The organism is Microbacterium sp. JZ101 (assembly GCF_053903175.1).
Window position 1 is genome coordinate 2,648,605 of the sequence record NZ_CP096400.1, and the last position, 20,020, is coordinate 2,668,624.

A 20,020-nucleotide genomic window follows, 5' to 3' on the forward strand; every position below is an offset into this window, starting at 1 on the left:
GACAAGGACGTCACATGCTCGTCATCCTCGGTTTCACCATGATCCTCGCGTTCATGGTGCTCATCATGACCAAGCGGCTCACGCCCATGGTCGCGCTCATCCTCGTGCCCACGATCTTCGGGCTCTTCGCGGGCGCGGGGCTCGGCCTCGGCGACATGGTCATCTCGGCCATCGGCGACATGGCGCCGACGGCCGCGCTGCTCATGTTCGCGATCATGTACTTCGGCATCATGATCGACGTCGGACTGTTCGATCCGCTCATCCGCTTCATCACCCGCGCGCTCGGCGACGACCCCGCCAAGGTCGTGCTCGGCACGGCGCTGCTCGCCGGCGCGGTCTCGCTCGACGGCGACGGCTCCACGACCTTCATCATCACGACGTCGGCGATGCTCCCGCTCTACCTGCGTCTCGGGATGAGCCCGGTCGTCCTCACGTGCGTCGCGGGCCTCATGAACGGCACGCTCAACATCGTGCCGTGGGGCGGTCCGACCGTGCGCGCGGCGACCGCACTCGGCCTCCAGCCGACCGACGTCTTCGTCCCGATGATCCCCTCGCTCGCCGTGGGTCTCGCCGTGGCGCTCGGCCTGTCCTGGCTGCTCGGGCTCTCGGAGCGCCGCCGCCTCGGCAAGCTCAGCCTCACCGGGCTCGACGAGGCGCAGGCGGATGGCGGCAGCACGCGAGCAGGACGTTTCGGCATGCGCGTTCCCCGGCTGCGGTCGGGGGTCGGAACGCCCGGCGCGCGTGCCGTGCTCGGCACGACGAACGTCCTCACGGTGAAGGGGTCGGGCCTCGCGGCGCCCGCCGTGATCGCCGAGGACGAGCGCGATACGGCGATGGCCGACACGATGCTCAGCCCCGATCGTCCCACCCTGCGCCCGAAGCTCATCTGGTTCAACCTCGCGCTCACGGTCGCGGTCATGGTCCTGCTCGTCATGGACGTCCTGCCCCTCGCGTTCGTCTTCATGATCGGCACGGGCATCGCGCTCATCCTGAACTTCCCGAAGCTCAAGGAGCAGAGCGCCGAGATCGTCGCGCACGCCCCCAGCATCGTGGGCGTCGTCTCGATGGTGCTCGCGGCGGGCGTGCTCGTCGGCGTGCTGGATGGCACGGGCATGGTCACGGCCATGGCCGACTGGGTCGTCGACATCGTCCCGCCCGCGCTCGGCCCGTTCTTCGCCGTGATCACGGGTCTGCTGTCGATCCCCATGACGTTCTTCATGTCGAACGACGCGTTCTACTACGGCATCCTGCCGATCCTCGCCGAGAGCGCGGCGACGTACGGCATCTCCCCCGCCGAGATGGCCCGCGCATCCGTGATCGGGCAGCCGGTCCACCTGCAGAGCCCGCTCGTGCCGGCCATCCTGCTGCTCGTGTCGCTCGCCAACGTCAACCTCGGCGATCACCACAAGAAGGTGCTGTGGCGCGCGACGGTCGTCTCGCTCGTCATGTTCGCCGTCGGCATCCTCGTCGGCTCGGTTCCGCTGGGCTGAGGCCCTCCTCGACGCGAAGGCGCCGCCCGCAGGTCTCGCGGGCGGCGCCTTCGCGCATGTGCGCTCAGAGCCGGCGCACCGACAGGAGCGACCATCCCTCGGGCACCTTCGCCTCGAGACTTGCCATGTCGTCGGCCTCGATCTCCGCGATCTCGGTGCTGCGGTACACGCCCACCGCGCTGATCCGCGTCGAGCGCTTGGCCATGGCGACCGTCGCGTCCGTGAGGACGTGCCCCGCCGGGACCTGCGCCTCGAGTGCCTCGCGGACCTCCGCCTGCGTCTCCGCCTCGGCCTCGAGCTTGCCGCTGTCGTTTCGTCTGATCACACCCACGAGCACGCCTTCCAGGGTACGAGGCGTCACCGACACCCTTCGCTGCGAAGAGCGGATGTCGTCGGGCCGCGCGCGTCACCGGGGTGCGGCTCCCGCTCGATGCGGGTCCTGCGCGGTCGCGCCGAGAGGTGGCAGAAGCCCGCTCGCGGCCGCGCAAGCGCGGGCCACGATCAGGGAGGGGTCGACGATCTCGCGGCTCGCGATCGCCGCGTCGAGCTCGCGCAGCGCCATGCGGACGAGGCGCACGTCCTCGGACGGGTCGGAAGCGTCCGCGGGTCCGACCGACGTCCAGGCGTCGCAGAAGAAGAGGTGGACGGACCACGCGGAGCGCCCGGGATTGACGGCGAACGTATGCAAGGGCTTCAGCGCACGGGGCGTGAGACCGAGCTCCTCCTCGAGCTCGCGGCGCGCGGCAGCGCTCGGCGACTCGGTCGCGGCGCCGGCGCCACCCGGAAGGTCGTAGATCCACCGGTCGAGCGGATACCGGTACTGGCGCGTGAGGATGACGTCACCGCCGTCGACGACGAGCGTCGCGACCGCGAAGGGAATGCTCTCATCGACCTCGTAGTGCGTTCGCGTTCCGTCCGGGAGAACGACGGCGTGGTCGACAAGGCGCACCCGTCCCGCGTAGACCGCGGTGCGCCCGGTCATCTCCCAGTGCGCTTCGACCTCACTCGTCATGAAGTCACCGTACGACGCGCTCCATGGGGCCGATCACCTCGGCTGTCCCCGGACGCACTCCCCTACCCTGAGAGGATGCGCTGGACCCTCCGCCCCGCCGTCGCGTCGGACGCCGCGTGGATCGCCGAACTGCGAGCCGACGTGCTCCGCGCCGACCTCGAGCGCCTCGGCCGCTACGACCCGGAGCGGGTGCGCACGCGCTTCCTCGCCGCCTTCGATCCCGCTCTCACAAAGGTGATCGTCGTCGACGGAGCCGACTCCGGAACCGTCGCGATCCGGCCATCCGCCGACGGCACGTGGATCGAGCACTTCTATCTGTCGCCGCGCCTGCAGGGGCGCGGAATCGGGACGGCGGTGCTCACGGCGGCGCTCGACGGCGCGGGGCCCTTCCGTCTCAACGTGCTGCAGGGCAGTCCCGCACGTCGGCTCTACGAGCGGATGGGATTCGCGCTCGACAGCGAGGACGAGGTCGACGTGTTCCTCGTCCGACGCTGAGACACAGACGCGAAGAGGGCGGCTCCCGAAGGAGCCGCCCTCTTGGCATGCACGGGATCAGAAGTCCCAGTCGTCGTCCTCCGTCGCGACGGCCTTGCCGATCACGTACGACGAGCCCGACCCCGAGAAGAAGTCGTGGTTCTCGTCGGCGTTCGGCGACAGGGCCGAGAGGATGGCCGGATTCACGTCGGTCACGGTCGACGGGAACATCGCCTCGTAGCCGAGGTTCATGAGCGCCTTGTTCGCGTTGTAGTGCAGGAACTTCTTGACGTCCTCCGTGAGGCCCACGGAGTCGTAGAGGTCCTGGGTGTACTGCACCTCGTTGTCGTAGAGCTCGTAGAGCAGCGAGAACGTGTAGTCCTTGATCTCGGCTTGCTTGGCCTCGTCGACCTTCTCGAGCCCCTTCTGGAACTTGTAGCCGATGTAGTAGCCGTGCACGGCCTCGTCGCGGATGATGAGGCGGATGAGGTCGGCCGTGTTGGTGAGCTTCGCGCGGCTGGACCAGTGCATCGGGAGGTAGAAGCCCGAGTAGAAGAGGAAGCTCTCGAGCAGGGTCGAGGCGACCTTGCGCTTGAGCGGCTCATCGCCCCGGTAGTACTCCATGATGATCTGAGCCTTCTTCTGGAGGTTGGGGTTCTCCACCGACCACCGGAAGGCCTCGTCGATCTCCTGCGTCGAGCACAGCGTCGAGAAGATCGACGAGTAGCTCTTCGCGTGCACCGACTCCATGAACGCGATGTTCGTGTAGACGGCCTCCTCGTGCGGCGTCACCGCGTCGGGGATGAGCGAGACGGCGCCGACCGTCGCCTGCACCGTGTCGAGCAGCGTCAGACCCGTGAACACGCGCATGGTCAGCAGCTGCTCGTGCTCGGTGAGCGTGTTCCACGACTGGATGTCGTTGGAGAGCGGCACCTTCTCCGGCAGCCAGAAGTTGCCCGTGAGGCGGTTCCACACCTCCACGTCCTTCTCGTCCTCGATGCGATTCCAGTTGATCGCCTGGACGTGGTCCAGAAGCTGCAGCTTCTCGGTCATCCTCTTCGTTCCTCTTTCTTCGCCGTCAGAGCGTGCAGCTGACGCACATGTCGAGCTCCGTGCCCTCGAGGGCCATCTGACGGAGTCGGATGTAGTAGATCGTCTTGATGCCCTTGCGCCATGCGTAGATCTGCGCCTTGTTGATGTCGCGCGTGGTCGCCGTGTCCTTGAAGAACAGCGTGAGCGACAGGCCCTGGTCGACGTGCTGCGTCGCGGCGGCGTACGTGTCGATGACCTTCTCGTAGCCGATCTCGTACGCGTCCTGGTAGTACTCCAGGTTGTCGTTCGTCATGAACGGCGCCGGGTAGTAGACGCGACCGAGCTTGCCTTCCTTGCGGATCTCGATCTTCGACGCGATCGGATGGATCGACGACGTCGAGTTGTTGATGTACGAGATCGAGCCGGTCGGCGGCACCGCCTGCAGGTTCTGGTTGTAGATGCCGTGCTTCTGGATGGACTCCTTGAGCTCGACCCAGTCCTGCTGCGTCGGGATGTGGTGGTTCGCGAAGAGCTCCTTCACCTTCTCCGTCTGCGGCACCCACTCCTGCTCGATGTACTTGTCGAAGAACTCGCCCGTGGCGTACTTCGACTCCTCGAAGCCATCGAACGCCTGGCCGCGCTCGATGGCGAGCTTGTTCGACGCCCGGAGAGCGTGGAACAGCACCGTGTAGAAGTAGATGTTCGTGAAGTCGATGCCCTCTTCCGAGCCGTAGAACACGCGCTCGCGAGCGAGGTAGCCGTGCAGGTTCATCTGCCCGAGGCCGATCGCGTGCGAGCGGTCGTTGCCGTCCTCGATCGATCGCACCGAGCGGATGTGGCTCTGGTCGCTGACCGCGGTGAGCGCGCGGATCGAGGTCTCGACCGTCTGGCCGAAGTCGGGCGAGTCCATCGCGAGCGCGATGTTGAGCGACCCGAGGTTGCAGGAGATGTCCTTGCCGATCTGGTCGTACGAGAGGTCCTCGTTGAGCGTCGTCGGCGTGTTCACCTGCAGGATCTCGCTGCAGAGGTTCGACATGTTGATCCGGCCCTTGATCGGGTTCGCCCGGTTCACCGTGTCCTCGAACATGATGTACGGGTAGCCCGACTCGAACTGGATCTCGGCGAGGGTCTGGAAGAACTTGCGCGCGTTGATCTTCGTCTTCTTGATGCGCGGGTCGTCGACCATCTCGCGGTACTTCTCGGTCACCGCGATGTCGCCGAACGGCACGCCGTAGACGCGCTCGACGTCGTATGGCGAGAACAGGTACATGTCCTCGTCGTTGCGCGCGAGCTCGAACGTGATGTCGGGCACGACGACGCCCAGCGACAGCGTCTTGATGCGGATCTTCTCGTCCGCGTTCTCGCGCTTGGTGTCGAGGAACTTCATGATGTCGGGGTGGTGAGCCGACAGGTACACCGCGCCGGCGCCCTGACGCGCGCCGAGCTGGTTCGCGTAGCTGAACGAGTCCTCGAGCAGCTTCATGACCGGGATGATGCCGCTCGACTGGTTCTCGATCTGCTTGATCGGCGCACCGGCCTCGCGGATGTTCGAGAGGAGGAGCGCGACGCCGCCGCCGCGCTTCGAGAGCTGCAGGGCCGAGTTGATGCCGCGCGCGATCGACTCCATGTTGTCCTCGATGCGCAGGAGGAAGCAGCTGACGAGCTCGCCGCGCTGCGCCTTGCCGGCGTTGAGGAACGTCGGCGTCGCAGGCTGGAAGCGACCCGAGATGATCTCGTCCACGAGCTTCCACGCGAGGTCCTGATCGCCGTCCGCGAGGGCGAGGGCGGTCATGACGACGCGGTCCTCGAAGCGCTCGAGGTAGCGCTTGCCGTCGAACGTCTTGAGCGTGTAGCTCGTGTAGTACTTGAAGGCGCCGAGGAACGTCTCGAAGCGGAACTTCTTGCCGTACGCGAAGGCGTTGAGCTTCTCGATGAACTCGAACGGGTACTTCTCGATGACCGAGCCCTCGTAGTACTCCTTCTCCACGAGGTAGTCCAGGCGCTCCTTGAGCGAGTGGAAGAACACCGTGTTCTGGTTCACGTGCTGCAGGAAGTACTCCCGCGCCGCCCGCTTGTCGGCGTCGAACTGGATCTTCCCGTCCGCGTCGTACAGGTTGAGCATGGCGTTGAGGGCGTGGTAGTCCATGCCGTCGAACTTCACGTTGTGCTTGAAGTCCGTTTCTGTCAGTGCTGTCGCTTCCACCATCGTTCCAATCCGTCGCTCACGCGATCGACGTCCTCGGGCGTGCCGAACAGTTCGAGCCGATACAAGTGCGGCACGTGGCACTTGCGGCTGATGATGTCGCCGGCGAGGCAGAACGCATCGCCGAAGTTGGTGTTGCCCGCGGCGATCACACCGCGGATGTGTCGTCTGTTCCGCTCGTCGTTGAGGAAACGGATGACCTGCTTGGGGACGGCGCCCTTCTCCTCGCCGCGTCCTTGGCCCCCGCCATAGGTGGGGGTCACGAGCACGAAGGGCTCGTCGACGAGGAGGGGCGCCTCCCACGAGTGCAGCGGGATGCGGACGGATCGGATGCCCTCCGAGTGCCGCTCGAGCTTCTCGATGAATCGCGCCGTGTTGCCCGACACGCTCGAGAAGTACACGAGCAGGGGCGCCGTCGTGGCCGAGAGCGTCGCGGTCATGGGGACATCACTCCCGCGTTCCCGGTTCAGACCAGACGGGCGGCGAGCTCGTCGATCTTGTCGGGACGGAAGCCCGACCAGTGGTCCTCGTCGGTGACGACGACCGGCGCCTGCATGTAGCCGAGGGCCTTGACCTGCTCGAGCGCGTCAGCGTCCTGCGAGAGGTCGGTGACCTGGTACTCGATGCCCTTCGCGTCGAGTGCGCGGTAGGTCGCGTTGCACTGCACGCACGAAGGCTTGGTGTAGACCGTGATCGCCATGTCTTTCCCCTCAGATCCGTGTTCGGCCGGCATACCCCTGCCGGGCTCTCAATACTACATATGGGTGCCGACGTTCGGGGGCACCACAAGGGCTAGTAGTTACATCCGTGTGATTTTCCACCGTTCACCACAGCTCCATCCACCGACGCCTCCACAGGGATACAACGCCCGAGCACCCTCGAAAATGCCCGGATCACGCGGTTCTCGCGCCTCTCGGCGGAGGTTCTCCACAGGCGCGAAGCTACGCCCGGCCACCGACATCCGACGTCCTGTGGAGAAGCTCCTTCGGCGTGTCTCGGCGTGTCGTCCGCGGCGCGCCTCGCCCCCATCCCGACGGGATAGCGTGAGAGGCGTGTCTGGCTATCGTGATCTGCTGCGCACGCCCGGCGTCGGCCGCATCATCGCGGCTCAGCTGGCCGCGCGCTTCCCGGGAGGGATGGTCGCACTCGCCGTTCTCCTCCACGTCGAGCACACCCACCACTCCTACGGCGCGGCCGGCACCGTGCTCGCCGCCGTGTCGATCGGCCAGGCCGTCGCCGGACCCGTGACGAGCCGCTGGATGGGCCGCTGGGGCATGCGGCGCGTCCTCGCCCTCACGACGCTCGTCACGTCCGCCGCCATCGCGGCGCTCGCGCTCGTCCCCGCGCCGCTGCCCGTGACCATCCTCTTCGGCCTCATCGCCGGTCTCGCATCGCCTCCCGTGCAGTCGGCTGTCCGCACCATCTACCCGAAGATGGTCAACGCGTCGCAGCTGACCGCGCTGTACTCGCTCGACGCGTCGCTGCAGGAGATCATCTGGATCGCAGGCCCCGTGCTCATCACCTTCGTGTCGACGCAGATCTCGACCGTCGTGGGCCTGGTCATGATCGTGGGCTTCACGATCGCGGGAGGCACGTGGTTCATCCTCTCCCCCGAGCTCGGACGCGTGCGCATCCCCCGCAGCCGGCGCTCGTTCGGACGCGTGCTGCGTGGGCCGACCGTCGTGCTGACCACCGTGCTCGGCTTCCTCCTCATCGGCGCGTGCGCCGCGGCGGAGGCGGGCGTCGTCGCGTCGTTCGGGGAGGGCGCGGTCGAGTCGGGCTTCATCCTCGCGGTCTTCGCCGTCGGGAGCTTCGTGGGCGGCCTGGCCTTCGGCAACCTCCCGATGTCGCCGTGGTCCATGGCCCGCCGCTACGCGATCATCGCGGTCGGCATGGGGCTCACGCTCGTCTCCCTGGACGCGTGGTGGCTGGGCGGATCGCTCGTCATCGCGGGGCTCGGCATCGCTCCCGTGCTCGCGATGTCGTTCGCCATCACCTCGGCGAGTGTGAAGTTCAGCGAGACGGCCGAGGCCTACGGATGGATTAACACCGGCCAGCTCATCGGCGCCGCGCTCGGCTCGGCGATCGCCGGCTTCATGATCGACGGCATCGGGCCGCGCGGCGCCATGATGACCGCCCTCGGCTTCATCGTGCTCGGGCTCGTCGTCGCGATCGTGTGCGTGCGCGGCTTCCCGGATCTGCGCGGCCGGGACGCGTCTCCGATCCCCGACACCGAGCCGGTCCAGACCCTCCCGTAGAGCGGGTCACTTCCCGTCGAAGTCGAAGGCGCGCAGGAGCTCGGCGACCGCCTGCTCGCGGTGGTCGCCTCCGCTCTCGAACATGTGCGTGACATGCGTGCGCAGGTGGTTCTCGAGGAGAAGCCTGTTGAGCGATTCGAGCGACCGCTGGATGGCCCGGGACTGCGTGATGATGTCCATGCAGTAGTCCTCGTCCTCGATCATGCGACCGAGACCGCGCAGCTGCCCCTCGAGGATGCGCGTGCGGTGCAGCGCACGCTTCTGGATGTCGTCGATCACCGCGCCAGCGTACCGCGCGCAGCAGGGTGCGGGCTCAGCTCGTCCGGCCTCCGGACCCGCGTGCGAGGATCGAGCCATGCCGCGCACACCGACTGAGCTGCTGTCCCCCGCTGACCGCGAGCGCCTCGCCTCGCTGCGTCGGATGAAGGCCGTCGCCCTCGGCGCTCTCCTCCTCATGGCCGCCCTCTTCGTGCTGGGCTTCGCGCTGCAGGAATCGGTCCCGGCGCTCGCCTACCTGCGCGCGGCGGCAGAGGGCGGGATGGTCGGCGCACTCGCCGACTGGTTCGCGGTGACCGCGCTGTTCCGGCGTCCGCTCGGCCTTCCCATTCCCCACACGGCGATCATCCCGTCGCGGAAGGACGAGATCGGGCGCTCGCTCGGGGAGTTCGTCGAGACGAACTTCCTCTCCTCACCCGTCGTCCGCGGCAAGCTGCAGTCGGCGCGCATCTCGGAGCGCCTCGGCGCGTGGCTCGCGCAGCCTGCGCACGCCGAGCGGGTGTCCTCCGAGGGCGCGGCGATGGCGCAGGGCGTGCTGCGGGCGCTGAGCGACGACGACGTGCAGGACCTCGTGGCGGCGCTCGCCCGTGAGCACCTCATCGAGCCGGAGTGGGGCACGCCCGCCGGCGTGTGGCTCGAGCGCATCGTGGAGACGGGAGCGCACCACGCCGCCGTGGATCTCGCGGCGGACAGCCTCTCGAGCTGGCTCGCCGACAACCGCGATGCCTTCGCGGGCCTCGTGTCGCGGCGGCTTCCGTCCTGGGTGCCCCCGCTCGCCCACCGCGTCGTCGACGGCGCGCTCTACAACGAGACCGTGGCCTTCGTCGAAGCCGTGCGAGCGGATGGCGCCCATCCCGCCAGGAAGGCGATCGACCGCTATCTCGCGCGTCTCGCCGACAGCCTGCAGCACGACGCGGAGACCCGCGCGAAGCTCGAGGGCGCGAAGGTCGCCGTGTTCGACAGCCCGCGCGTCCGAGAGCTCGCCGGAAGCGCATGGGAGACCGCGAAGAACGGCCTCATCGTCTCGCTCGGCGACGAGCGCAGCGCGCTGCGCACGCGGATGCGCGAGGCGCTCATCGAGATCGGCGGGCGCCTGGGCTCCGATCGCGCCATCCAGCGTCGCGTCGACGGATGGGTGGTGGACGCGGCGGGATTCCTCGTCGAGCGCTACCGCCACGACATCGCGTCGATCATCACCGACACGGTCGAGAAGTGGGACGCCGAGGAGACGACCGAGAAGATCGAGCTGCTCGTGGGTCGCGACCTGCAGTACATCCGCCTCAACGGAACCGTCGTGGGGGCGCTCGCGGGCCTCGTGATCTTCTCCGTGGCCCACGCGGTGTTCGGGTGATGCCCGTGTGATGCACGAAAGGCCACCCGGCGTTGGGTGGCCTTTCGTTCAGGTTAAGTCCGGCGGTGTCCTACTCTCCCACAAGGTCCCCCTTGCAGTACCATCGGCGCTGAGAGGCTTAGCTTCCGGGTTCGGAATGTGACCGGGCGTTTCCCTCTCGCTATGACCGCCGAAACATCTGGTGATGTGTTCGACATCAAGCTTTCTCTATGAAAGTTTCTGGTGCCCGTACATCGGGAACCACAAAGTGGACGCGAGCACCGCAGAAGACGGTGTGTTATCAAGTCATCGGCTTATTAGTACCAGTCAGCTGCACCCATTGCTGGGCTTCCACGTCTGGCCTATCAACCCAGTAGTCTGCTGGGAGCCTCTCCACCCGAAGGTGATGGAAGTCTCATCTTGAGGCCGGCTTCCCGCTTAGATGCTTTCAGCGGTTATCCATCCCGAACGTAGCCAACCAGCGGTGCCCTTGGCAGGACAACTGGCACACCAGAGGTTCGTCCAACCCGGTCCTCTCGTACTAGGGTCAGATCCTCTCAAACTTCCTACGCGCGCAGCGGATAGGGACCGAACTGTCTCACGACGTTCTAAACCCAGCTCGCGTACCGCTTTAATGGGCGAACAGCCCAACCCTTGGGACCTACTCCAGCCCCAGGATGCGACGAGCCGACATCGAGGTGCCAAACCATGCCGTCGATATGGACTCTTGGGCAAGATCAGCCTGTTATCCCCGAGGTACCTTTTATCCGTTGAGCGACAGCGCTTCCACAAGCCACTGCCGGATCACTAGTCCCGACTTTCGTCCCTGCTCGACCTGTCAGTCTCACAGTCAAGCTCCCTTGTGCACTTACACTCGCCACCTGATTGCCAACCAGGTTGAGGGAACCTTTGGGCGCCTCCGTTACTCTTTGGGAGGCAACCGCCCCAGTTAAACTACCCACCAGGCACTGTCCCTGAACCGGATCACGGTCCGAAGTTAGATATCCAGAGTGACCAGAGTGGTATTTCAACAACGACTCCACAATGACTGGCGTCACTGCTTCACAGTCTCCCACCTATCCTACACAAGCCACACCGAACACCAATACCAAGCTGTAGTAAAGGTCACGGGGTCTTTCCGTCCTGCTGCGCGTAACGAGCATCTTTACTCGTAATGCAATTTCGCCGAGTTCGTGGTTGAGACAGTTGGGAAGTCGTTACGCCATTCGTGCAGGTCGGAACTTACCCGACAAGGAATTTCGCTACCTTAGGATGGTTATAGTTACCACCGCCGTTTACCGGGGCTTAAATTCTCAGCTTCGCCTTGCGGCTGACCGGTCCTCTTAACCTTCCGGCACCGGGCAGGCGTCAGTCCGTATACATCGTCTTGCGACTTCGCACGGACCTGTGTTTTTAATAAACAGTCGCTACCCACTGGTCTCTGCGGCCCACACACGCTTTCGAAGCAAGTTCTAATACGCGCTGGGCCCCCCTTCTCCCGAAGTTACGGGGGCATTTTGCCGAGTTCCTTAACCACGATTATCTCGATCTCCTCGGTATTCTCTACCTGACCACCTGAGTCGGTTTGGGGTACGGGCGGCTAGAACCTCGCGTCGATGCTTTTCTCGGCAGCATAGGATCACCCACTTTTCATCCCCATCACATCTCAGCCACATGAGCCACGGATTTGCCTATGGCTCGGCCTACATGCTTGGACCAGGACAACCATCGCCTGGCTTGGGCTACCTTCCTGCGTCACACCTGTTAATACGCTAACCGCACCAGCATGGGGTCGCGCGCTCCACCAGACGGTGCCACCCGAAGGCGGCGATGTCTGGCTTTGGGCGCTTAGCACCACTGGATTGATTGGGGCGGTTCTTCGCCGGTACGGGAATATCAACCCGTTGTCCATCGACTACGCCTGTCGGCCTCGCCTTAGGTCCCGACTTACCCAGGGAAGATTAGCTTGACCCTGGAACCCTTGGTCTTCCGGAGGACGTGTTTCTCACACGTCTTTCGCTACTCATGCCTGCATTCTCACTCGTGTGGCCTCCACGGCTGGATCACTCCGCCGCTTCACCGCCCACACGACGCTCTCCTACCCATCAACACGGCTGGACCACGAAGGCCTACCAAAAATGTCAATGCCACAACTTCGGTGGCGTGCTTGAGCCCCGTTACATTGTCGGCGCGGAATCACTTGACCAGTGAGCTATTACGCACTCTTTCAAGGGTGGCTGCTTCTAAGCCAACCTCCTGGTTGTCTGAGCAACTCCACATCCTTTCCCACTTAGCACGCGCTTAGGGACCTTAGATGGTGGTCTGGGTTGTTTCCCTCTCGACGATGAAGCTTATCCCCCACCGTCTCACTGCTGCGCTCTCACTTACCGGCATTCGGAGTTTGGCTGACGTCAGTAACCTTGTAGGGCCCATCGGCCATCCAGTAGCTCTACCTCCGGCAAGAAACACGCAACGCTGCACCTAAATGCATTTCGGAGAGAACCAGCTATCACGAAGTTTGATTGGCCTTTCACCCCTATCCACAGCTCATCCCCTCAGTTTTCAACCTAAGTGGGTTCGGCCCTCCACGACGTCTTACCGTCGCTTCAGCCTGGCCATGGATAGATCACTTCGCTTCGGGTCTAGGACACGCGACTAAACTCGCCCTATTCAGACTCGCTTTCGCTACGGCTGCCCCACACGGGTTAACCTCGCCACGTATCACTAACTCGCAGGCTCATTCTTCAAAAGGCACGCCGTCACCCCAACAAGGAGGCTCCGACGGTTTGTAAGCAAACGGTTTCAGGTACTATTTCACTCCCCTCCCGGGGTACTTTTCACCTTTCCCTCACGGTACTTGTCCGCTATCGGTCATCTGGGAGTATTTAGGCTTACCAGGTGGTCCTGGCAGATTCACACGGGATTTCACGGGCCCCGTGCTACTTGGGATACCACTCGCGGCAGGCAACGCATGTCGACTACGGGGCTACCACCCGCTCTGGCCGGCCATTCAAAACCGTTCGTCTATACGCACCTGTACCACCGAGACCTGCGGCAGCGGTCTCAGAATGGTCCCACAACCCCGAACGTGCAACACCTGCCGGCTATCACACACGATCCGGTTTAGCCTCATCCGCTTTCGCTCGCCACTACTCACGGAATCACTGTTGTTTTCTCTTCCTGTGGGTACTGAGATGTTTCACTTCCCCACGTTCCCTCTACCCGCCCTATATATTCAGACGGGAGTCACCAGGTCAGCACGCCGCCTGGCGGGGTTTCCCCATTCGGAAATCCTCGGATCACAGCCCGCTTATCGGCTCCCCAAGGCTTATCGCAGATTGCTACGTCCTTCTTCGGCTCCAGATGCCAAGGCATCCACCGTTTGCTCTTAAAGACTTGAAATCACATGAGCCACAGAACCCCCGAAAGGATCCTGCGTTCGCTTCTTTAAGATGCTCGCGTCCACTGTGTAGTTCTCAAAGTACGGGCGGCACCCCACCCTCCCCGACCAGACGGCCGGCTCAGACGAGGCCCACAAGGAAACAGACACCCGAAAGCGCCTGGTCCCTCAGGACCCAACAGCGTGCAGGCGCCCCGCTCACCGAACCCCCCGTTCCCACCCGACCCGAAGGCCAGACGTACTAGAAGGACTCAGCTGCGCTGACGCCTTGTCAAATGTTCCACCCATGAGCAACCCGTCGAGGACATTCGCCTCGAAACGGGCCTCTGCGAACCCCGAAGGGTTCGAGATGCTCCTTAGAAAGGAGGTGATCCAGCCGCACCTTCCGGTACGGCTACCTTGTTACGACTTAGTCCTAATTACCGATCCCACCTTCGACAGCTCCCTCCCACAAGGGGTTAGGCCACCGGCTTCAGGTGTTACCGACTTTCATGACTTGACGGGCGGTGTGTACAAGACCCGGGAACGTATTCACCGCAGCGTTGCTGATCTGCGATTACTAGCGACTCCGACTTCATGAGGTCGAGTTGCAGACCTCAATCCGAACTGGGACCGGCTTTTTGGGATTCGCTCCACCTCACGGTATTGCAGCCCTTTGTACCGGCCATTGTAGCATGCGTGAAGCCCAAGACATAAGGGGCATGATGATTTGACGTCATCCCCACCTTCCTCCGAGTTGACCCCGGCAGTATCCCATGAGTTCCCACCATAACGTGCTGGCAACATAGAACGAGGGTTGCGCTCGTTGCGGGACTTAACCCAACATCTCACGACACGAGCTGACGACAACCATGCACCACCTGTACACCGACCAAAAAGGGGCGACTGTTTCCAGACGTTTCCGGTGTATGTCAAGCCTTGGTAAGGTTCTTCGCGTTGCATCGAATTAATCCGCATGCTCCGCCGCTTGTGCGGGTCCCCGTCAATTCCTTTGAGTTTTAGCCTTGCGGCCGTACTCCCCAGGCGGGGAACTTAATGCGTTAGCTGCGTCACGGAGACCGTGGAAAGGCCCCCACAACTAGTTCCCAACGTTTACGGGGTGGACTACCAGGGTATCTAAGCCTGTTTGCTCCCCACCCTTTCGCTCCTCAGCGTCAGTAACGGCCCAGAGATCTGCCTTCGCCATCGGTGTTCCTCCTGATATCTGCGCATTCCACCGCTACACCAGGAATTCCAATCTCCCCTACCGCACTCTAGTCTGCCCGTACCCACTGCAGGCCCGAGGTTGAGCCTCGGGTTTTCACAGCAGACGCGACAAACCGCCTACGAGCTCTTTACGCCCAATAATTCCGGATAACGCTTGCGCCCTACGTATTACCGCGGCTGCTGGCACGTAGTTAGCCGGCGCTTTTTCTGCAGGTACCGTCACTTACGCTTCTTCCCTGCTAAAAGAGGTTTACAACCCGAAGGCCGTCATCCCTCACGCGGCGTTGCTGCATCAGGCTTCCGCCCATTGTGCAATATTCCCCACTGCTGCCTCCCGTAGGAGTCTGGGCCGTGTCTCAGTCCCAGTGTGGCCGGTCACCCTCTCAGGCCGGCTACCCGTCGACGCCTTGGTGAGCCACTACCTCACCAACAAGCTGATAGGCCGCGAGCCCATCCCCAACCGAAAAATCTTTCCCACCACAGACCATGCGGCCATGATGCATATCCGGTATTAGCAACCGTTTCCGGCTGTTATCCCAGAGTCAGGGGCAGGTTGCTCACGTGTTACTCACCCGTTCGCCACTAATCCACCCAGCAAGCTGGGCTTCATCGTTCGACTTGCATGTGTTAAGCACGCCGCCAGCGTTCATCCTGAGCCAGGATCAAACTCTCCGTAAAAAAACAGAAGCAGACACCCACCCGGGAAAACGGACAGGCACCTGCGAGTTCAATCATGACCAAAAAGGATGCCAAAAACTGACAACCATAAAATTTGATCCAAAGGAATTCTCAACCAGCCGAAGCTGGACGAGGAAAATTTGGCATTTGACAAGTGCACGCTGTTGAGTTCTCAAGGATCAGACGCACCCAGCCCCACGACTCCCGCCGCGGCCCTCCGGGGCAACCATCCACCCCCAGCACCAGCAAGACCACAGCCTCACCAAAACCAGGGATTGTGTTGTACGTCGCAGACCTGGGGCGGGGAACCTTCCGGCTCAACCTCACCGCTTGGCGGCGACAAGGGAATACATTACGCCGAACCCCCACCCCCAGCAAACCCACCCACCACCCGGGCGTGTCGCAACCCGGAAGCACGGCCAGCACTGCCGCGCCCCGACGACTCCTGCTCGGCGCCGACGCGCCGGACGCCGGATACGACGAAGCCCCCGTCCGATGGACGGGGGCTTGTCGACTGTCTCAACTCAGTGTGGACCCAGGGGGATTCGAACCCCCGACCTTCTCATTGCGAACGAGACGCGCTACCAACTGCGCCATGGGCCCTTGCAACCCGAGATACATTACCAGACCCCGAGCCGCTTGCCGAAACCGAGGCGCGTCAGGCGCGTCGCCAGGCGTCGAGCCATGCGTCCGCGATCCTTCGCGCGCCCTCGGCAGAGGGGTGGACGCCGTCAGGCGCGAGCGCGGCAGCACCCACGGTGCGGGCGGCCTCGGTGAGCAGACGGTGCAGCGGCACGAAGGACGCGCCGTGCTCGTCCGCGAGACGCGCGATGACCTCTCGCTTCGCCGCGAGGTCGTCGAGCCACCCCTCCTGATCGTCGCGCACGGGCAGGACGAACGGCTCCACGAGGATGAGCCGTGCGCGGCGCGCGGCGTCACTCGCGAGCAGCCGGCGCACGGTCGCCTCGAAATCCTCGGCGCTGGTGGGGTCGTCGCGATCGAAGCGCCGCCAGGTGTCGTTGACGCCGATGTAGACGGTGAGCACGTCCGGCTCGGCTGCCTCCACGTCCTCGTTCCAGCGGCGCTCGAGGTCGACGGCGCGGTCTCCCCCGACCCCGACGTTCACGACGTGCACCTCATCGCCGAGCGTCTCGGCGATGAGGTGCACGTAACCGTGTCCGAGCGAGGCGGCGTGCGAGCGATCGCGACCGGCATCGGTGATCGAGTCTCCGACGAACACGAGTCGAGCGGGGCGGGTCATCGTTCTCCTTCGAGCGGGACGGACGGGCTCCGATCCGCCGAGAGCGTCTCACGATCGGGGCGTCGCCGCACCGGATCGGACATCTGCGGTCATCCGGCCGCGCGGCGGGCGAGCAGCTCGCGCACGTGCGCCTCGATCTCGGCGTCGTCGACGAACCCCATGCGCGCATACGGCGACGCCGGCTGCTGCTGACGGGCCGCCGTGATCGGCACCGGCGCGGGAGCCTGGGCCGCGATCTGCGTGCGCAGCGCCTCCTCGCGCGCGGCCGCGCGGAGCGCCTCGTGTGCGCGCGCGCCGTCGAGCGCGAGCGCGGCACGCGAGCCGGAGACGCTCGTGAGCGGCGCCGGGAGCGAGCGCGGCGTCCAGCCGCGGTCCTCGGGGTCCATGAGCGCGGGCGCGACCCGGCGGACCGCCGGGGCCGCCTCGGCGATCGGCGCAGCCGCCGGGGCCGCCGGGCGCTTCGCGCGACGCGCGACCGCGGCCATCCGATTCAGCGTCTGCAGCGACACGAGCGTCGCGACGGCACCGCCCGCCAGCCACCACCCGGCTCCGCCCTGCGCGAGGGCCGCGACGCCGACGGCGATGGCCGCGAGGCCAGCGAGCAGGACGACGGTCGCGGCCATCCGCACGGCGCGACGGGCGCGCGCCTGGCGCGCGCGGAGCACCTCGGGAGCGCGGCGCGCGGCGTCGAGCTCCCGTCGGCGGCGCTCCGCCTCGAGCTCCAGCTCACGGCGCCGGCGTTCGCGACCGGCCGCGGCCTCGTCGCGCTCGCGCTCGAGGCGCGCCTCCACCTCCATCCGCTTGCGCTCGAGCTCGAGGCGGTCGCGCTCGGCGCGCAGCCGCTCGTCCTCGGCGCGCAGCTGGCGCACGAGCTTCTCCTGCGCGCGTGCCTCGCGCGCGCTCAGCTCGACGCGGATCTCGTCGGGCGTCTCGCTCGTCTCCGCGAGCACGCGCAGAGCCTGGTTGAGCCGGACCGCGTTGCGCTCGGCGGCGTTGTAGCGCATGCGCGCCTGCCAGGTCGGGAGGAGGTAGACGATCCAGAGCAGCACGGCGACCGCGATGATCACGCCGCCGCCCAGCATCTGCCCGCCCATGAAGACAAAGGTAGGCGACGACGGTGCGCCGCCCGCGCTCGCGCCCGCGTGTCGCGCGCGGAGCGGTCAGGAGGCGAGTGTGTCGCTCGGCGGGATGGCCGCGGCGTCGGTGGGCGCGCGACCGCTGACCCACCGGGCGAGGACGCCTTCCGGCACCTCCTCGCGGACGAGCGCGAAGGCGTAGTGGTCGCGCCAGTCGCCGTCGATGTGGATGTACCGACGGCGCAGACCCTCGTACCGGAATCCGAGCTTCTGGACCACGCGCAGGCTCGGCACGTTCTCGGGCCGGATGCAGATCTCCATGCGGTGCAGACGGAGATCGGTGAAGCAGAGGTCGGTCGCGAGCGCGACGGCCGTCGGGGTGATGCCGCGGCCCGCGAAGCGCTCGCTCACCCAGTAGCCGATCGTCGCCGACGAGAGGGAGCCGCGGGCGATCCCCCACACGTTGAGCTGACCGCAGATGACGCCCTCGTACTCCATGACGAAGGGCACGCCGACGCCGTCGCGGTACTGCTGGAGCAGGCGCCGGATGCCGGCGCGCATGTCGAAGGAGATGGCGCCGTCGGGATTCGTGGCCTCCCACGGGCGCAGCCACGATCGGTTCGCGAGCAGCTCCTGCTGGAGGGTGCGCGCGTCCCGCGGACGCACGAGTCGGATGGACACCGCGCCGTGCTCACGCCACGCCTGGGTATCCATCCGACTCCTCGGCAGATGTCTCGGGCGACCGGGCTCAGAGAGTGGTCGCGAACTCCTTGAACCAGGGTCGCAGCTCCGGGCCGAGGTCGGCGCGGTCCGCGGCGAGCTGGACGATGGCCTTGATGTAGTCGAGGCGGTCGCCCGTGTCGTAGCGGCGCCCGCGGAAGATGACGCCGTAGACCCCGGGGCCCGATTCGTCGGCCGCGACCTCCTGCAGCGCGTCGGTCAGCTGGATCTCGCCGCCCTTGCCGGGCTCCGTGCGCTCGAGCACATCGAAGATCGCGGGGGTCAGCACGTAGCGGCCGATGATCGCGAGGTTCGACGGCGCGTCCTCCTTGGCGGGCTTCTCGACGAGGCCCTTCACGCGGACGACGCCCTCGGTGTCGGTCGGCTCGACGTCGGCGCAGCCGTACATGTGGATCTGGTCGGGGTCGACCTCCATGAGGGCGATGACCTGCGCGCCGCGCTTGGCCTGCTCGTCGATCATCGTCGTGAGCAGCTCGTCGCGCTCGTCGATGAGGTCGTCGCCGAGGAGGACGGCGAACGGCGAGTCGCCCACGTGAGCCTGGGCGCGCAGCACCGCGTGGCCGAGGCCCTTGGGGTCGCCCTGGCGGACGAAGTGGATGTCGGCGAGGTCGCTGGACGCCTGGACGCGCTCGAGACGGCCGGTGTCGCCCTTCTTCTCGAGGTTGCGCTCGAGCTCGGGCACGGAGTCGAAGTGGTTCGCGAGCGCGTTCTTGTTGCGCCCGATGATCATCAGCACATCGCGGATGCCGGCGGCGACAGCCTCTTCGACGACGTACTGGATCGCCGGCTTGTCGACGACCGGCAGCATCTCCTTGGGCGTGGCCTTCGTCGCCGGAAGGAAGCGCGTGCCCAGCCCGGCGGCGGGGATGACCGCCTTGATCTTCGGTGAATCCATGCTGACAGCCTAGGCGATGCCCCGTTATCCGCCTGTGATCCCCCTGCGACACGGACCGCGTCTCCTAGGATCGGGACATGCCCGGAGAGCTCGATCAGGCCAAGCGCGCCCTGCGCGCGGAGATCCGCGAGCGCCGCCAGCTGCTCTCGCCCGCGCAGCGCGACGCGGCGGGAGAGGGCATCCACCGCGAGCTCGACGCGCTCGTCGCGCGTCTGGGCGCGCGCTCCCTGTCCTGCTATCTGTCGGGCCCGACCGAGCCGGACACGCGCCCGTTCATCCGCTCCGCCCTCGAGCGCGGCCTCCGCGTGCTGCTGCCGATCACGCGTGCGGACGGCCTCCTGGACTGGACGGCCGCGAGCGCGGACGGCGACGAGATCGAGAGCGCGTACGGCGTTCCCGAGGCCGTCGGCGAGGTGCTCGGCCCGATCGCGGTCAACGACGTCGACCTCCTCGTCGTGCCCGCGTCGGCCGTGGACGGCGAAGGGCTGCGGATGGGCTGGGGCCGGGGCTTCTACGACAAGACGCTCGGCTCGATGGCGCACAGGCCGCCCGTATACGCGGTGATCTATGATTCCGAGTTGGTCGATCGCGTTCCCCGCGATCTCCATGATCAGCCCGTCGACGGCGTCGTGACCCCGACGCGCACCGTCGCGTTCCGCGGCTGACGACTCCGCTCCATCATCCGAAC

16 protein-coding genes, 1 tRNA gene and 3 rRNA genes are annotated in these 20,020 nt (G+C 65.4%); 5 read left to right on the forward strand and 15 right to left on the reverse strand.

Annotated elements, in window-relative coordinates:
* The first annotated feature begins 14 nt into the window (after positions 1 to 14).
* Positions 15 to 1,490: a CitMHS family transporter gene (locus M1D56_RS12285; protein WP_456283716.1), complete on the forward strand. Its 1,476-nt coding sequence runs from the start codon at positions 15 to 17 to the stop codon at positions 1,488 to 1,490.
* Between the two features lie 64 nt (positions 1,491 to 1,554).
* Here M1D56_RS12285 and M1D56_RS12290 read toward each other — a convergent pair whose 3' ends face one another.
* Positions 1,555 to 1,851 carry a hypothetical protein gene (locus tag M1D56_RS12290; protein WP_421078657.1) on the reverse strand — a complete coding sequence of 99 codons (297 nt, stop codon included), beginning with the start codon at positions 1,849 to 1,851 and terminating at the stop codon, positions 1,555 to 1,557.
* 45 nt (positions 1,852 to 1,896) lie between these two features.
* Positions 1,897 to 2,502 carry an NUDIX hydrolase gene (locus tag M1D56_RS12295; RefSeq protein ID WP_456283717.1) on the reverse strand — a complete coding sequence of 202 codons (606 nt, stop codon included), beginning with the start codon at positions 2,500 to 2,502 and terminating at the stop codon, positions 1,897 to 1,899.
* A gap of 75 nt (positions 2,503 to 2,577) precedes the next feature.
* Between M1D56_RS12295 and M1D56_RS12300 the strand changes: the two genes are divergently transcribed.
* Entirely contained in the window at positions 2,578 to 2,997 is a 420-nt protein-coding gene (locus tag M1D56_RS12300) for an N-acetyltransferase family protein (protein WP_456283718.1), read from the forward strand.
* 57 nt (positions 2,998 to 3,054) lie between these two features.
* Here the strand turns inward: M1D56_RS12300 and nrdF are convergent, their stop codons facing one another.
* From nrdF to nrdH, 4 genes are read right to left on the reverse strand one after another with little or no spacing between them, the layout of a single operon-like run.
* Positions 3,055 to 4,029 (reverse strand): class 1b ribonucleoside-diphosphate reductase subunit beta, encoded by a 975-nt coding sequence (nrdF, locus tag M1D56_RS12305; RefSeq protein ID WP_271174759.1) that lies wholly within the window; start codon positions 4,027 to 4,029, stop codon positions 3,055 to 3,057.
* A 25-nt stretch (positions 4,030 to 4,054) separates the two neighbouring features.
* Complete coding sequence (nrdE, locus tag M1D56_RS12310; RefSeq protein WP_456283719.1) at positions 4,055 to 6,214, reverse strand: class 1b ribonucleoside-diphosphate reductase subunit alpha; 2,160 nt, start codon at positions 6,212 to 6,214, stop codon at positions 4,055 to 4,057.
* Positions 6,193 to 6,651, reverse strand: coding sequence for a class Ib ribonucleoside-diphosphate reductase assembly flavoprotein NrdI (gene nrdI, locus M1D56_RS12315; RefSeq protein ID WP_271174757.1), 459 nt, complete (start codon positions 6,649 to 6,651; stop codon positions 6,193 to 6,195). Before nrdI ends, nrdE begins: the two co-directional genes overlap by 22 nt.
* Before the next feature lie 26 nt (positions 6,652 to 6,677).
* A complete protein-coding gene (gene nrdH, locus M1D56_RS12320; protein WP_271174756.1) occupies positions 6,678 to 6,911 on the reverse strand; it encodes a glutaredoxin-like protein NrdH in 234 nt (77 codons plus the stop codon).
* A gap of 352 nt (positions 6,912 to 7,263) precedes the next feature.
* Here nrdH and M1D56_RS12325 point away from each other — a divergent pair, with 352 nt between their 5' ends.
* A complete protein-coding gene (locus tag M1D56_RS12325; RefSeq protein WP_324014153.1) occupies positions 7,264 to 8,469 on the forward strand; it encodes an MFS transporter in 1,206 nt (401 codons plus the stop codon).
* Between the two features lie 6 nt (positions 8,470 to 8,475).
* Here the strand turns inward: M1D56_RS12325 and M1D56_RS12330 are convergent, their stop codons facing one another.
* Positions 8,476 to 8,748 (reverse strand): metal-sensitive transcriptional regulator, encoded by a 273-nt coding sequence (locus M1D56_RS12330; protein WP_271174754.1) that lies wholly within the window; start codon positions 8,746 to 8,748, stop codon positions 8,476 to 8,478.
* Positions 8,749 to 8,824: 76 nt separating this feature from the next.
* Between M1D56_RS12330 and M1D56_RS12335 the strand changes: the two genes are divergently transcribed.
* Positions 8,825 to 10,096, forward strand: coding sequence for a DUF445 domain-containing protein (locus tag M1D56_RS12335; RefSeq protein WP_456283720.1), 1,272 nt, complete (start codon positions 8,825 to 8,827; stop codon positions 10,094 to 10,096).
* Between the two features lie 57 nt (positions 10,097 to 10,153).
* Here M1D56_RS12335 and rrf read toward each other — a convergent pair.
* The 8 genes from rrf to galU form a co-directional block, all read right to left on the reverse strand.
* A 5S ribosomal RNA gene (gene rrf, locus M1D56_RS12340) occupies positions 10,154 to 10,270 on the reverse strand.
* A gap of 102 nt (positions 10,271 to 10,372) precedes the next feature.
* A 23S ribosomal RNA gene (locus tag M1D56_RS12345) occupies positions 10,373 to 13,477 on the reverse strand.
* Positions 13,478 to 13,835: 358 nt separating this feature from the next.
* Positions 13,836 to 15,359, reverse strand: a 16S ribosomal RNA gene (locus M1D56_RS12350).
* The 16S, 23S and 5S rRNA genes sit together here, the layout of an rRNA operon.
* A 530-nt stretch (positions 15,360 to 15,889) precedes the next feature.
* A tRNA-Ala gene (locus M1D56_RS12355) sits at positions 15,890 to 15,962 on the reverse strand.
* A 55-nt stretch (positions 15,963 to 16,017) separates the two neighbouring features.
* Complete coding sequence (locus M1D56_RS12360) at positions 16,018 to 16,620, reverse strand: SGNH/GDSL hydrolase family protein (RefSeq protein ID WP_456283721.1); 603 nt, start codon at positions 16,618 to 16,620, stop codon at positions 16,018 to 16,020.
* Positions 16,621 to 16,709: 89 nt separating this feature from the next.
* Positions 16,710 to 17,714 (reverse strand): large exoprotein, encoded by a 1,005-nt coding sequence (locus M1D56_RS12365; protein ID WP_456283722.1) that lies wholly within the window; start codon positions 17,712 to 17,714, stop codon positions 16,710 to 16,712.
* Between the two features lie 66 nt (positions 17,715 to 17,780).
* The gene (locus tag M1D56_RS12370) at positions 17,781 to 18,410 is read right to left on the reverse strand and encodes a GNAT family N-acetyltransferase (RefSeq protein ID WP_456283723.1); all 630 of its coding nucleotides are present in this window, start codon (positions 18,408 to 18,410) and stop codon (positions 17,781 to 17,783) included.
* Between the two features lie 34 nt (positions 18,411 to 18,444).
* Positions 18,445 to 19,332, reverse strand: a complete 888-nt coding sequence (gene galU / locus M1D56_RS12375) for a UTP--glucose-1-phosphate uridylyltransferase GalU (RefSeq protein ID WP_456283724.1) — start codon at positions 19,330 to 19,332, stop codon at positions 18,445 to 18,447.
* 77 nt (positions 19,333 to 19,409) lie between these two features.
* Between galU and M1D56_RS12380 the strand changes: the two genes are divergently transcribed.
* Positions 19,410 to 19,997: a 5-formyltetrahydrofolate cyclo-ligase gene (locus M1D56_RS12380; protein WP_456283725.1), complete on the forward strand. Its 588-nt coding sequence runs from the start codon at positions 19,410 to 19,412 to the stop codon at positions 19,995 to 19,997.
* The last annotated feature ends 23 nt before the right edge of the window (positions 19,998 to 20,020 follow it).

What these genes read in the sequence shown, in the direction of transcription:
- M1D56_RS12285 (WP_456283716.1), top strand. Translation starts at nt 15, where the DNA reads ATGCTCGTCATCCTCGGTTTCACCATGATCCTCGCGTTCATGGTGCTC.
- M1D56_RS12295 (WP_456283717.1), bottom strand. Translation starts at nt 2,502, where the DNA reads ATGACGAGTGAGGTCGAAGCGCACTGGGAGATGACCGGGCGCACCGCG.
- M1D56_RS12300 (WP_456283718.1), top strand. Translation starts at nt 2,578, where the DNA reads ATGCGCTGGACCCTCCGCCCCGCCGTCGCGTCGGACGCCGCGTGGATC.
- nrdF (WP_271174759.1), bottom strand. Translation starts at nt 4,029, where the DNA reads ATGACCGAGAAGCTGCAGCTTCTGGACCACGTCCAGGCGATCAACTGG.
- nrdE (WP_456283719.1), bottom strand. Translation starts at nt 6,214, where the DNA reads ATGGTGGAAGCGACAGCACTGACAGAAACGGACTTCAAGCACAACGTG.
- nrdI (WP_271174757.1), bottom strand. Translation starts at nt 6,651, where the DNA reads ATGACCGCGACGCTCTCGGCCACGACGGCGCCCCTGCTCGTGTACTTC.
- nrdH (WP_271174756.1), bottom strand. Translation starts at nt 6,911, where the DNA reads ATGGCGATCACGGTCTACACCAAGCCTTCGTGCGTGCAGTGCAACGCG.
- M1D56_RS12335 (WP_456283720.1), top strand. Translation starts at nt 8,825, where the DNA reads ATGCCGCGCACACCGACTGAGCTGCTGTCCCCCGCTGACCGCGAGCGC.
- M1D56_RS12360 (WP_456283721.1), bottom strand. Translation starts at nt 16,620, where the DNA reads ATGACCCGCCCCGCTCGACTCGTGTTCGTCGGAGACTCGATCACCGAT.
- M1D56_RS12365 (WP_456283722.1), bottom strand. Translation starts at nt 17,714, where the DNA reads ATGGGCGGGCAGATGCTGGGCGGCGGCGTGATCATCGCGGTCGCCGTG.
- M1D56_RS12370 (WP_456283723.1), bottom strand. Translation starts at nt 18,410, where the DNA reads ATGGATACCCAGGCGTGGCGTGAGCACGGCGCGGTGTCCATCCGACTC.
- galU (WP_456283724.1), bottom strand. Translation starts at nt 19,332, where the DNA reads ATGGATTCACCGAAGATCAAGGCGGTCATCCCCGCCGCCGGGCTGGGC.
- M1D56_RS12380 (WP_456283725.1), top strand. Translation starts at nt 19,410, where the DNA reads ATGCCCGGAGAGCTCGATCAGGCCAAGCGCGCCCTGCGCGCGGAGATC.